The sequence below is a fragment of the Pelomonas lactea genome, assembly GCF_043555885.1.
GTDB classification, from domain to species: Bacteria; Pseudomonadota; Gammaproteobacteria; order Burkholderiales; family Burkholderiaceae_C; genus Pelomonas; species Pelomonas lactea.
The window spans coordinates 1-12,338 of record NZ_JBIGHX010000003.1 but is presented as its reverse complement, the minus strand read 5'-3'; the positions used below and the strand labels follow the sequence as shown (position 1 = coordinate 12,338).

The following is a 12,338-nucleotide window of genomic DNA, read 5'->3' as shown; positions in this document are numbered from 1 at the left end:
GAACATGAGAATCCTGATTCCGATCACGAACTTCGGGCATGGCGGTGGCGGCCGCGTGCTGTCACGGCTCGCCAGTGCATGGACAGCCGCCGGACATCCAACGGACTTTCTGGTGGATGCCAGGTCGCCGAAGCCCTATTTTCCTACCGATGCGGGCGTGCATCGATTCGACGAGCGGGGACTGGTCGATGGGCCGGCGCCCGACGAGTCGGCGTTTGCGTCTTCCGGCAATGGCCTGTCGATCTACCAGGGCATGTATCACGGCCTCAATCAGATTGGCACCAACTACGACGTCATCCTTGCCAACCACTCGTTGACTGCGTGGCCAGTGCGGTTCGCCCGCGCAGGGAATGCCCGAAAGTTCTACTACGTCCAAGCCTACGAACCGGAGTACTTCGCGCTGGAATCCGGCTGGAAGTCTAAAGTGCTTCGCCGGTTCTCGGAGTGGAGCTACAGCCTTGCACTCCATCAAATTGCCAATGCCCCCATCTACGTCGGCCACCGGTCGATCCGCGCGACCAGTTGGATCCCGCCAGGCTTGGACGTGTCTGTCTTCCACAGGCGCAGCGCAATACCGCATTTCAGCGACCGCGACACGCCGATCGTGATCGGGACCATCGGTCGCAAGGAAGCCACTAAAGGAACGATCCATGTTCTGGAGGCCTTCACCCGACTGCATGCACTGGATCCTCGCTTCAGGTTGCGAGTTGCCTTCGGCAACTTACCGGACGGCTGGGCGCAGCGCCCAGGCATCGAGGTGGTTGCACCCCGAGGCGACGCGGAACTAGCGGCCTACTACCGATCTGTGGACATCCTGGCTGCGCCAGGCACGGTCCAGCTCGGCGCTTGCCATTACCCTGTCCTGGAAGCCATGGCGTCCGGCACGCCGGTCGTCACGACCGGTTACCTACCAGCGTCCGCGGACAACAGTTGGCTGGTGCCGGTGCGCGACAGCGATGCCGTTGCCGACGCCATTCTGAACATCGTGGCAACGCCCGCTCACGAACTCGAGCGACGGCTGGACTTGGCGCATTCAGCGGTACAGAGGTTCTCGTGGCAACAGGTCGCGAAGGACTTCCTGGATCAGTTCTCCAACGCGGCGAAGCTGTCCCACGACTGAGCGGCACGCGCAACATGGTTCTCGCACTCCTCGTCTCGATATCGATCATCGCTGCGCTGCTGGCGCGCTTGGCGCCGCGATGGGACTCCGCGCTGGCGTGGCTGATCGGAGCAGTCATGGCGGGCTGTGCCGGCCTTTACACCGGCGGATTCGACCGCGAGGAATACGTTCTCATCGTCGAGAACACCAGGCAATTGGCTGATGAGGACCTCGCAATTCGGCTCTTCGCGGCCAAGGATCCGCTTTTCCTGTTCATCATTGAGACCGCCGGCGCGCTATCGGATGACACGCAATTGGTGTTTCTGATCGTTGCCGTGTTGGCGGCGATGACCAAGGTGATCGCGACCTCCGTGATCCCTGGGCGAAGAGCGCTGTTCATGGCGGTGTACGCCATCTTCATCGCACCTGGGCTCGAGTTCGCCGCCATCCGCGCGGGTCTCGCCATGGGTCTGACGATGTTGGGCTATCTGGCGATCCGTCGTTGGCCCTGGAGAGTCTGGTGGGTGGCGCTGGGCCTGGCCAGCCATATGTCGGTGATCTTCGTCAGCGCGGGTCGGATCTGGGCGCGCCATTGGCGCGCAACGTTGGTCGGCTTGCTGGTGCTCGCCACCCTCTTCAGCCCGCTATTGCTCGCTCTGCTCCAGGACGATGCGCGTTACTCCCACTACCTGGACAACCGTGGCACGCTCTTCGCCCTTGGCATGCCGGTGGTGACCTTACTATGTCTGCTGCTTCTATCCAGGAGCCTCAAGGGCCGGACTCCGGCACGACACCTCCTCTTGACTGAGGACTGGCTCCGAACGACTTACTTCATGGTGGGAGCGTCACTCCTTCTTGCGATCCCCGTCGTGACCGCGTCGACTCGCGTGATGGAGTTGGGGTGGGTATTGCTGCTACTGCAGATGATCGCCCGCGATGGCGAGGTCCGCGCCAAGGCCCAAGCACTTCGGGTCGCCTCCTGGTGCACCCTGATTGCACTGCTATCTCTGGCCAATCTAGTGCGAAGTACCTGGGCGATCCTGATATGAGTCTTACCGACAAGCCCATGACCTGCACGACAGCGGCACGCCTGCGGGTAGCGGCGCTGACGCAGGGGATGCGCGTTCCGAGCACTCGCTTCCGCGTTGAGCAGCACATCGAGGATCTTTCCCGCCTGGGCATCGATGTCGACCATCAGCCCGCACGGTACGGGGCCTACCCGCCGGACGGCACGCTGCAACGAGTTGGCTGGCTTCCACGGGCGGTCGCCGATGCAGCTCGGCGTGCTTGGCGTGCGAACGACGCCGATGTATGCCTGCTGCAGCGAGAGCTCGTCTCAACACTCCACACGGCGGAGCGGCTGATCCGACGACCGGTCGTGCTCGACGTCGACGATGCCGTGTTCCTGCACAAGCGCGGACGTCTGGTCGACTCGATCGCGCGGCGCGCCGCACTGATCATTTGCGGCAATTCCTTCCTTGCCGACCATTTCTCGGCGCTCGGACCCGTGGCGATCTTGCCGACGGCAGTGGATGCGTCGCGCTTTGTGCCTGTGCCGGCCGCTGCAGACACCACCCGGCCGGTCATTGGATGGTCTGGCTCGTCCAGCGGCTTCGCCTACCTCGAGTCAATCCAAGAACCGCTTCGCATCGTTTTGGAGCATTTCCCGGATGCGATCTTCTCGGTCATCGCCGACCGAGCGCCCACGCTTCCGATGCTCCCGGCGAAGCAACTGCGGTTCACGCGCTGGCAGGCAGAGACTGAGGTTCAGGGGCTGCAGTCGTTCACGATCGGCATCATGCCGCTGAGCGACACACCCTGGAGTCGCGGTAAGTGCAGCTTCAAGATGCTGACCTACATGGCGGTAGGCGTGCCGGTTGTCGTGTCGCCAGTCGGAATGAACCGGGAGGTACTCGCTTTAGGAGACTGCGGTCTTGCGGCAACCAGTACCGACGAATGGGTTGATGCATTGACAACCTTGTTGTTTGACCGACAACGCTCGTCGGACATGGGGAAGACCGGACGTCGCATCGTCGAGCTGAATTTCTCACAAGACGTCATCACACCACGCCTCGCAGCTTTGCTGCGCAACGTCGGCGAACGGTGATCGGAATCGTCATGCCCGCGAATCAAGCCAGAACGTTCAACTCCTCTTGGAGGATTGGGGGCGGCCCGAGGTGGCAGACCAACGACTGGTATGGAGTTCACGCAGCGTGAAGGTAGTTCATGTCATTTCTAGCCTGAAGGTAGGCGGCGCCGAGTCGATGCTGCGCAAGCTGATCGAAACCTCGTCAGCACGCGACCACCTGGTGGTCTCACTCAGCACTGTTGGCGAGATGGGGGCGATCCTGCGTGCCCAGGGTATCGAGGTGCGCGCGTTGGGCATGGGGTCCCCGCTGTCGATCCTGAGAACGGCGGCCAGGTTGGCGGCACTCTTGCGGCAAGAGCAGCCTGATGTGGTTCAGACATGGATGTATCACGCCGACTTCCTTGGTGGGCTTGTCGCGAAGGCATTGGGCATCAGGGTGGTGTGGAGCGTTCGCACTACCGAGCTGCCGCAGTCGGGCAGTAGCGTGACCCGATGGATTCGCAGCTGCTGCGCGCGCCTGTCCACAAAGATCCCCGCGCGAATCGTTTACGCCGCTAACGCATCTCGGCGGCTCCACGAAGGGCTCGGTTACGCGTCCACAAAGTCTTTGGTCATCCCGAATGGCTTCCAGATGGACAGGCTCCGCCACGGCTGGGCTTCTCGCGAGGCTATTCGGCTGGAATTCGGGCTGCGCCGTGGCGACATAGCGATCGGTTGCGTCGGCCGATTCCACGACGACAAGGATCCGCTCAACTTCCTGCGCGCTGGCGCACGACTGATTCAACAAGGGCATGAATTGCGCTTGTTGATGGTGGGGCGCGAGCTGGTTGATGGCAACCCTACCCTCGCCGGATGGATTCAAGATCTTGGCCTGCAGGGGCGCGTGCTGATGCTTGGCGAGCGCTCCGACGTTCCTGCCTGCCTCGGCGCGATGGACGTCTTTTGCCTCCCATCCAAGACCGAAGGTTTCCCCAACGTTCTGGGCGAGGCGATGGGCGTCGGCATTCCCTGCGTTGCCACCGATGTCGGCGATGTCAGGGTTGTGCTGGGGGACTGCGGTATCGTCGTGCCGCCGGAGGACTCCGAGGCCCTAGCTGCGGGCTTGGAGCAAGTGTTGCGGTGGAGCGCCGAGGAGCGCGCCGCACGTGTCGATGCAGGGCGACAGCGCATCGCGGATCACTACTCAATTGAGGCGACCTGCAGGAAGTTCGAGCAGGTCTATGACGGCAAAGAAGACCAAGGAGAGAGCGCGTGTGCGGTGTAGTCGGCTTCCTGGGAAGCACCACTTTTCCTGATCGGGATTCGGCAACGTCGACGCTACGGCGGATGGCCGACCGTATCGTGACACGCGGACCGGACAGTGATGGCTACTGGTTCGATGCCGATGACCAGATCGGATTCGGACACCGCCGCCTGGCCATCGTCGATCTGTCACCCGCCGGCCACCAGCCGATGGCCGCGCCGTCGGGGCGCTACATGACGGTGTTCAACGGCGAAATCTACAACCACATCGAACTTCGCGAGCAGTTGGAGGCCTCTGGCGATGCGCCAGCATGGCGCGGGCACTCCGACACCGAGACGATGCTGGCCTGCCTTGACGCCTGGGGGTTGGAGCGTACGGTTCGGGCCTGCACCGGCATGTTCGCCATTGCTGTCTGGGACCGCCAGACCAAGCAGCTGAGTCTGGTTCGCGACCGCCTGGGGGAAAAGCCGCTCTACTACGGCTGGCAAGGCACCGGCAACGCCGCGACCTTCCTGTTCGCCTCGGAACTGAAGGCCCTCAAGGCCCATCCCGCGTTCAGCGCAGGTATTGACCGCGGCGCGCTGACGCTACTGCTGCGCCACAACTGCATCCCGGCACCCTATTCGATTCACGAGGGCATCCGGAAGCTTGAACCCGGCGAGATCCTCAGCGTTTCGCTGCGAGCCCGTGAACCGCGAATCCAGGCCTACTGGTCGGTGGCTGAAGCGGTTGAACAAGGTCGCGCGTCGCCATTCCAAGGCAGCCCGGCGGAAGCCGTCGACGAGTTGGAGAGCCTGCTGAGCGCCTCCATCAAGCGTCAGATGATGGCTGACGTGCCGCTCGGCGCCTTCCTCTCGGGTGGCATCGATTCGTCGACCGTCGTGGCGCTGATGCAAGCGCAGTCCAGTCGCCCCGTCAAGACGTTCACGATCGGCTTCAACGAAGAAGGCTATAACGAGGCGGTACACGCCAAGGCCGTGGCCCGTCACCTCGGCACCGAGCACACCGAGCTGTACGTACCGGCACCCAAGGCACTGGATGTCGTCCCCAAACTCGCCTCGCTGTACTGTGAGCCGTTCTCCGACTCATCCCAGATCCCGACCTACCTGGTTTCCGAGCTGGCCCGGCAGCATGTGACGGTGTCGCTGTCCGGTGACGCGGGAGACGAACTGTTCGCCGGTTACGGCAGATACACATGGACCCACCGTCTGTGGGGCCGCATCTCGCGCTGCCCCACCAGCCTGCGTCGTATGGGAGCGGCTGCCATCACCTCGGTACCGCCCGGTGCATGGAACGGAATGCTGAGGCCCCTTCGCCCTCTGCTGCCTCAGGCGCTGCGAATAGCCAACCTCGGGGACCGCCTGCACAAGGGAGCGCAGGTGCTTGCGCACCAGACGCAAGACGAGCTCTACCGCAGTCTTGTATCCCATTGGATGCAACCAGCGGAGATCGTGCGAGATGGCAGCGAGCCGGCTACGCGACTGACATCCGGGCAGTTCGACGCCTTGACGGGTATCGAGAAAATGATGGCCCTGGATGCCGTCAGCTACCTGCCCGACGACATCCTGGTCAAGGTCGACCGCGCCGCGATGGGGGTGTCGCTGGAGACCCGCGTGCCGATGCTGGACCACCGTCTCGTGGAGTTCGCCTGGCGTCTGCCACTGGACTACAAGCTGCGGGACTCCACGTCGAAGTGGGTGCTGCGCCAGTTGCTGTACCGGCACGTACCCAAGGCCCTGATCGAGCGCCCCAAGATGGGCTTTGGCGTGCCGCTGGACATGTGGCTGCGGACCTCGCTGAAGGACTGGGCTGAGGCGCTGCTGGATGAAAGTCGCCTGCGCCGAGAGGGTTTCTTCGATCCAGCGCCGATCCGGCGCAAATGGCAAGAGCATCTGTCAGGTTCGCGCAACTGGCACTACCAGCTTTGGGATGTGCTGATGTTCCAGGCCTGGTTGGACCATGAACGTGTCTGAACCCCGCGTCCTGTACGTCATCAACAACGCTGCGTTCTTCGTGTCGCACCGTTTGGTGCTGGCCCTGGAGGCACGACGCCGCGGATTCAAGGTCTCGCTGCTGTCCGGTCAGGCGGGGAGCGAAACGATGGAGAGCAGCGCGGAGTCGGTCCTCATGGAGGCCGGCATCCGCCACATCCGGGTGCCGTTCACCAGCGCGGGGGTCAATCCGCTGCACGAACTGCTGGCGCTGGCGTGCATGATTTGGCATGTTCTGCGACTGAGTCCGGATCTCATCCACTGCGCCTCACCGAAGGGCTTGCTCTATGGCGGTCTCGTCGCGCGGTTGTGCAGGACACCCGCGCTGGTGCTGGCCGTCTCGGGCATGGGCTTTCTGCACACCGACACCGGCAAACCCAGCCTCAGCCGCCGTGCGATCGCCGCAATTTACGGCTGCCTTGCAAGGTTCGCCTATGGCCATCCGAACGTCCGTGTGATCGTCCAGAATCGTGATGACCATGCGCAACTTGTGGCGGCCGGCTTGACGAACGATCGTGCGATCCGCCTCATCCCGGGATCGGGGGTTGCACTGCAGGACTACGCCGGTACGCATCAAGATCAGAAGGAACAGCTTGTGCTGTTGCCAGCGCGGATGCTTTACGACAAGGGCGTGGCCGAGTTCGTCGACGCGGTGCGCAGCGTGAAGTCGGCATTGCCCGGCTGGCGCTTCCTGCTCGCCGGCGCAGCGGGCTATAACAATCCCTCCAGCATCAGTGCAGACCAACTCGGCCGATGGGTAGCGGAAGGTGTTGTTGAGTGGGCAGGTCATGTGGATGACATGCGTCCGCTGTACGCGCGCGCCGCAATCGTCTGCCTGCCTTCCTACCGAGAGGGCATGCCCAAGGCCTTGCTCGAGGCGGCAGCCGCCTCGTGCGCGGTGATCACCACAGACACGGTCGGGTGCAGAGAAGCCATCTTGCCCGGCGAGAGCGGATTGCTCGTTCCCGTGCGGGATGTGCCATCGCTCGCGAGCGCATTGCGCACGCTGTGCAACGACAGCCCACTGCGTGAACGCTTTGGCGCAAAAGGACGTGAACTCGCCGTCGAGCGCTTTGGCGTCGACGCCGTGCTGAACCAGACCATGACCATCTACGAGGAGCTTCTCCAACATGTCTAACGCCAAGCAATCAGGTCGCTGCAAGAGCCTCGTCTTCGTCGAGCTCAACGAGATCAACTTCGATGTGGTCGCGAAGTACATCGCCGTGGCGCCAGGACGCTTTCCAGCGTTGCAGCGGTTGATGCAAGGCCCCGGTGTGAGAACCGCCGCCGAGCAAGAGTACGAAGCGCTGGAGCCGTGGATCCAATGGGTATCGGTCTACACCGGCCGGGACTACGCCGGACATCAGGTCTTTCGGCTTGGCGACAGCGTCAACAGCACTGCCGAACAAATCTTTGAACGCCTGGAATCGGCCGGACTCAAGGTCGGCGCCATCTCACCGATCAATGCCGACAACCGGCTCAAGCGACCGGCCTACTTCATCCCCGATCCCTGGACCAAGACCAAGGATGACGGCTCATTCTGGAGTCGCAAGCTGGCGCAAGCGGTTTCGCAGGTGGTCAACGACAACTCGCAGGCCAAGGTGTCGCGGTCCAGCGCCCTTTACCTGGCTTTGGCGCTGCTGCGTTTCGCACGCCCCAAGCATTGGCCGCTATATCTGCGCCTGATGTCCAAGGCGCGGGGGGCCTCGTGGCGAAAGGCCTTGCTGCTTGATCTGCTGCTCAGCGACGTTCACCACAGCCTGCACCGACGCACTCGACCCGACTTCTCAGCGCTGTTCCTGAACGCAGGGGCGCATATCCAGCATCACTACTTCCTGAACGCCGCGCCGCTGAAGGCCACGACCCAGTTGCAGAACCCGAGCTGGTACGTATCGTCAAAGGAGGACCCCGTGGCCGAGATGCTGGAGATCTACGACAGGCTGGTCGCGGACGCACTTGCCGACAGTACGTCGGAGCTCATCGTCGCAACGGGGCTTTCGCAACTGCCTTACGACCGGATCAAGTTTTATTACCGGCTCAAGGATCACGCCGACTTCCTCGCCAGGATCGGCATGAGCTTCAAGGCAGTGCATCCACGCATGACGCGTGACTTCCTGATCGAGTTCGACTCGACCGAGCAAGCGACCAGTGCTGAGCGGTTGTTGCGTGCACTGCGAGTTAGCAACGATGACGAACCCTTGTTCAAGGACATCGACAACCGAGGTGACAGCCTCTTCGTCACCCTCACGTACCCGCACGAGATCGACCAATCCGTGACGGTCGAGGTCGACAAGCGAACGCTTCGGATGGCCGACCACGTCGCTTTCGTTGCCATCAAGAACGGGATGCACCAGGGCCTGGGCTTCGCCTACTTCACGCCCGGTGTTGCGCCTTACGCACCGAAGCAGGGAGCTCATGTGAGCGCGCTGCATAGCACAGTTTCGGGGTACTTCGGCGTCTGATCTGCGCGGGCGACACGGCGGCACGCACCGTGCCGCTTCGGTCGCTCGGCGACTCTTTCAACGCGACCGCACAGGCCCCTTCGAACGAAGCCGCTTCAGCACCCGCGGCGCGAGCCGGCGATACCACGCGAGCAGTGAAAACCTGTCTACGTAGAAATCCAGGACCGCGCCTCCTGGCACCACATCGACAGTGTGCGGTCCTGATACTCCGTCGAAACGGATTTTCCGTAGCACCCGCTCTTCGTATTCGGTCGGCGACAGTTTGATGATCTCGCAAACGGTGACTCCGTCGCCGTATTGGCGCGTATTGTCCTGACCGAACCGAACTAGGCTGTCACCAAGGCGCACAACGCGGCCAGCCATTCGTCCGCGCTTGGGATCGATCACTACCGGATTGCCGGGGTGCGGCCGAAATTCTCCGAGCAACGACGGACTGACGTAAAGATCTAAGCAATCCTCTGCCGCCTGTGTCGACCCACCGAGTAAATAATAGTGGTCCTGGTGCTTGAAAATAGTGCCATCCAGGATTCTCAATTTCTCCAGACCCTTAATCGGGAGCGGCACGAGATCGCGCCCCTCTCGGCGCAGCAACATCGGAGCGGAATGCGACGCAATTTCCGGCACCAAATACTCCACTCCATCTTCAACCCAGGAGAATGGATAAGAATAGTGCGCTCCGCGAAGAAGCACTTCGATGGGCTGCAGCGTTTGACGAGCGAGCGAGATAATTTCGCCATAGCCCGTCGCTGAGCTCAAGGCCTCGACGCGAATATCCACGCCATTGCCACTGAAAAATGGATCGGCATAAAAGCTGTATCCAGCGGCGACCGAGGGAACTTGCCCCTGCGCCGGCCGCAGCGGCGCATCGAAGATAACGGTCTCGCGGTCAAAGACGGCAATATTCCAACGTTTCTCCCAAAATGCACCATAGAAGAGACGGGATACCTTACGAATTCCTAGCAACAGGGCGAAACGGAGCACGAGGGCGTTGCTGGGAAGCTTGTAGACAGGCCCACTGGGGTGCAGGTCAACTGGCGTCCCGTTAGCCAGGTTAACAATCGCCTTCTTGAGCAGATGTCGAGAGTTCTCGTAAAAGCGGAGGGAAGTCTGTTTATACGAATGGAAACTGACTTTCGAGTGACAAACCGCCCAGATTCGACCTGCGTCCAACTTGTTCGTGATTGTTTGGACGATAGTACCGACGCTATCCTTGCCAAGGAGGATCTCATAAAATCCGGCAGGACGCCCCCGAAACTCACTCGGATCGCCATGGTGGTATGACAATATGTTCATATCGACAAGAGCCCCTTCAATTCGGAGCAGTCCCATCCCGAACTTAATAACAAGCTTCACGCCCTCCTTTGCGAGTTCATCGACAACCTCAGCCGGCAATTTCTGCCAGACACCATCGTCGATTGCGTCGAAGTGAACGAACCTCCCTTTGGAATTCTCGTAGCGCAGCCTTACTGTTTGTCGATTTCGCAAAGAGAACGCATTGAGTACGTAATATAGAAGATTCCGCCCCAAAAACCTCTTTTGCTTCGCATTATTGCACGACAAGACAACGCGAATATCGATAAGAGCAGCAGCATCGACCAAAGCATTAAGCTGCCAAGCGGTTATTGATTCGCGGTCCAGAATCAGCGCAGTCTTGATCATTAGTCAGGAATATTCAGTAGCGCTACCACGGCCAGTGGTGATTTGCACCGATGCGCAAAGAAGTTGGAGTCTCAACTGGCATGGGCCCAAGCTCGCTCAAAACAGGTGGCGCTCGCCCGTGTCCGCAGCGCTACTGCGGATTGCCTTGGAACCTACTTTGCGACGTCGCGTACCAGCGCGAGACGACATCCAACCCATCGTCGATCCGGTATTGCGGTTCATAGCCAAGACGTTCTCTTGCCTTGCTGATGTCGGCGCGTGAGTGACGAACGTCGCCGCTACGAAAGTCGCGATAGACGACCGGTTTGGCCTGCAATCCGGGACAGACGGCGGACAGCTTTTCGACCAGCAAACGGTAAAGCTCGTTGAGACTGGTCTCGTCGCCGACTGCAACGTTGTAAACCTGACCGATCGCATCGGCGCGCTCGCTCGTCGCCGCCAACAGATTGGCCTGCACCGCGTTATCGACGAAGCAAAAGTCGCGACTGGTCTCACCGTCTCCGTTGACGAAGACCGTCTCCCCCTCCAGGATCGCCGCAGCCCACTTCGGGATGACGGCCGCGTAGGCGCCGTTCGGATCCTGGCGCGGGCCAAACACGTTGAAGTAGCGCAGTCCGATGCACTGCAGCCCGTAGGCGTCACCGAACACGCCCGCGTACAGCTCGTTCACGTACTTGGTCACTGCGTACGGCGACAGCGGTTTACCAATCACCCCCTCTACCTTGGGCAGCGCTGGGTGGTCCCCGTAAGTCGAACTGCTGGCCGCATAGACGAACCGACTGACCTTCGCGTCGCGAGACGCGACCAACATGTTCAGAAAGCCTGTCACGTTGGTGTCATTAGAGGCGATTGGGTCCTGAAGCGAACGAGGAACCGAGCCGAGCGCTGCCTGATGCAGCACCAGCTGAACACCGTCACAAGCGCGGCGGCAAGTTTCGAGGTCGCGGATGTCACCTTCGATGAAAGAGAACCGTGCCCATGCCCCGTCGCCAACCGCTCGACGGACCAGCTCGAGGTTGTGGGCATGTCCAGTGGCAAAGTTATCCAAACCAACAACCTGCTGACCTTCGCGGAGCAAGGTTTCAAGCAGGTTACTGCCGATGAATCCCGCTACGCCGGTGACCAGCCAGCGGCACGGGTCAGCCCGGAGTTCTTGACGTAGTGAAGCGTAAGCTGTCATGCTAGCCTCCCTACAAACGCCAGACGCGGAAGCCAGCGCCCATCAGGGCCTGACTGTCAAACGCCGCCTTCACGTCGATGAACGCGCCACCCTTGACCAGCTTCTTGCCGATGTCCTCGACGCTCAGCGCGGCGTACTCCTTGTGCGACACCGCCGCCACGATGGCATCCGCCCGCGGCAGGTCGTCGAAGGGCATCAGCCGCACGCCGTACTCGTGCATGGCCTCTTCGGCCTCCGCCTGCGCGTCGGTCACGAAGACCTCGACGCCGTAGGTCTTGAGCTCGTTGATGATGTCGATGACCTTTGAGTTGCGCAGGTCGCCGCAGTTTTCCTTGAAGGTCAGGCCCAGCACGTTGACGCGCGCGCCCTTGATGTAGCTGCCGCTGGCGATCATCTGCTTGATGGTCTGCTCGGCGATGAACTTGCCCATGCCGTCATTGATGCGCCGGCCCGCCAGGATGACCTGCGGGTGGTAGCCCAGCATGTCGGCCTTGTGGGTCAGGTAGTACGGGTCCACGCCGATGCAGTGGCCGCCGACGAGACCCGGCTTGAACTTCAGGAAGTTCCACTTCGTGCCCGCGGCTTCCAGCACTTCGGAGGTGTCGATGCCCAGCT

10 protein-coding genes are annotated in these 12,338 nt (G+C 61.4%); 7 read left to right on the top strand and 3 right to left on the bottom strand.

Annotation, left to right across the window (positions count from 1 at the left end; translation table 11 throughout):
• Positions 1-4 precede the first annotated feature (4 nt).
• The 7 genes from ACG04Q_RS08615 to ACG04Q_RS08585 all read left to right on the top strand — a co-directional run bounded on the left by ACG04Q_RS08615 (position 5) and on the right by ACG04Q_RS08585 (position 8,884).
• A complete protein-coding gene (locus tag ACG04Q_RS08615; RefSeq protein ID WP_394510498.1) occupies positions 5-1,120 on the top strand; it encodes a glycosyltransferase family 4 protein in 1,116 nt (371 codons plus the stop codon).
• Between the two features lie 14 nt (positions 1,121-1,134).
• Positions 1,135-2,148: an EpsG family protein gene (locus tag ACG04Q_RS08610; protein WP_394510497.1), complete on the top strand. Its 1,014-nt coding sequence runs from the start codon at positions 1,135-1,137 to the stop codon at positions 2,146-2,148.
• On the top strand, positions 2,145-3,206 hold the full coding sequence (locus ACG04Q_RS08605; protein ID WP_394510496.1) for a glycosyltransferase: 1,062 nt from the start codon (positions 2,145-2,147) through the stop codon (positions 3,204-3,206). Before ACG04Q_RS08610 ends, ACG04Q_RS08605 begins: the two co-directional genes overlap by 4 nt.
• A 106-nt stretch (positions 3,207-3,312) precedes the next feature.
• The gene (locus ACG04Q_RS08600) at positions 3,313-4,452 is read left to right on the top strand and encodes a glycosyltransferase family 4 protein (RefSeq protein ID WP_394510495.1); all 1,140 of its coding nucleotides are present in this window, start codon (positions 3,313-3,315) and stop codon (positions 4,450-4,452) included.
• A complete protein-coding gene (gene asnB / locus ACG04Q_RS08595) occupies positions 4,440-6,404 on the top strand; it encodes an asparagine synthase (glutamine-hydrolyzing) (RefSeq protein WP_394510494.1) in 1,965 nt (654 codons plus the stop codon). The genes ACG04Q_RS08600 and asnB overlap by 13 nt, the downstream gene beginning before the upstream one ends.
• Positions 6,391-7,560 carry a glycosyltransferase family 4 protein gene (locus ACG04Q_RS08590; RefSeq protein ID WP_394510493.1) on the top strand — a complete coding sequence of 390 codons (1,170 nt, stop codon included), beginning with the start codon at positions 6,391-6,393 and terminating at the stop codon, positions 7,558-7,560. Before asnB ends, ACG04Q_RS08590 begins: the two co-directional genes overlap by 14 nt.
• Positions 7,553-8,884 carry a hypothetical protein gene (locus ACG04Q_RS08585; RefSeq protein ID WP_394510492.1) on the top strand — a complete coding sequence of 444 codons (1,332 nt, stop codon included), beginning with the start codon at positions 7,553-7,555 and terminating at the stop codon, positions 8,882-8,884. The genes ACG04Q_RS08590 and ACG04Q_RS08585 overlap by 8 nt, the downstream gene beginning before the upstream one ends.
• Before the next feature lie 57 nt (positions 8,885-8,941).
• Here ACG04Q_RS08585 and ACG04Q_RS08580 read toward each other — a convergent pair whose 3' ends face one another.
• The 3 genes from ACG04Q_RS08580 to ACG04Q_RS08570 all read right to left on the bottom strand — a co-directional run.
• A complete protein-coding gene (locus ACG04Q_RS08580) occupies positions 8,942-10,543 on the bottom strand; it encodes a glucosamine inositolphosphorylceramide transferase family protein (protein ID WP_394510491.1) in 1,602 nt (533 codons plus the stop codon).
• 130 nt (positions 10,544-10,673) lie between these two features.
• The gene (locus ACG04Q_RS08575; protein ID WP_394510490.1) at positions 10,674-11,723 is read right to left on the bottom strand and encodes an SDR family oxidoreductase; all 1,050 of its coding nucleotides are present in this window, start codon (positions 11,721-11,723) and stop codon (positions 10,674-10,676) included.
• A 10-nt stretch (positions 11,724-11,733) separates the two neighbouring features.
• On the bottom strand, positions 11,734-12,338 hold a 605-nt coding region (locus ACG04Q_RS08570), incomplete at its 5' end, for a nucleotide sugar dehydrogenase (RefSeq protein WP_394510489.1).

Bases quoted from the DNA above. Each gene is read 5' to 3' on its own strand.
- ACG04Q_RS08590 (WP_394510493.1), top strand. From the start codon at position 6,391: ATGAACGTGTCTGAACCCCGCGTCCTGTACGTCATCAACAACGCTGCG.
- ACG04Q_RS08575 (WP_394510490.1), bottom strand. From the start codon at position 11,723: ATGACAGCTTACGCTTCACTACGTCAAGAACTCCGGGCTGACCCGTGC.
- ACG04Q_RS08610 (WP_394510497.1), top strand. From the start codon at position 1,135: ATGGTTCTCGCACTCCTCGTCTCGATATCGATCATCGCTGCGCTGCTG.
- ACG04Q_RS08580 (WP_394510491.1), bottom strand. From the start codon at position 10,543: ATGATCAAGACTGCGCTGATTCTGGACCGCGAATCAATAACCGCTTGG.
- ACG04Q_RS08605 (WP_394510496.1), top strand. From the start codon at position 2,145: ATGAGTCTTACCGACAAGCCCATGACCTGCACGACAGCGGCACGCCTG.
- ACG04Q_RS08585 (WP_394510492.1), top strand. From the start codon at position 7,553: ATGTCTAACGCCAAGCAATCAGGTCGCTGCAAGAGCCTCGTCTTCGTC.
- ACG04Q_RS08615 (WP_394510498.1), top strand. From the start codon at position 5: ATGAGAATCCTGATTCCGATCACGAACTTCGGGCATGGCGGTGGCGGC.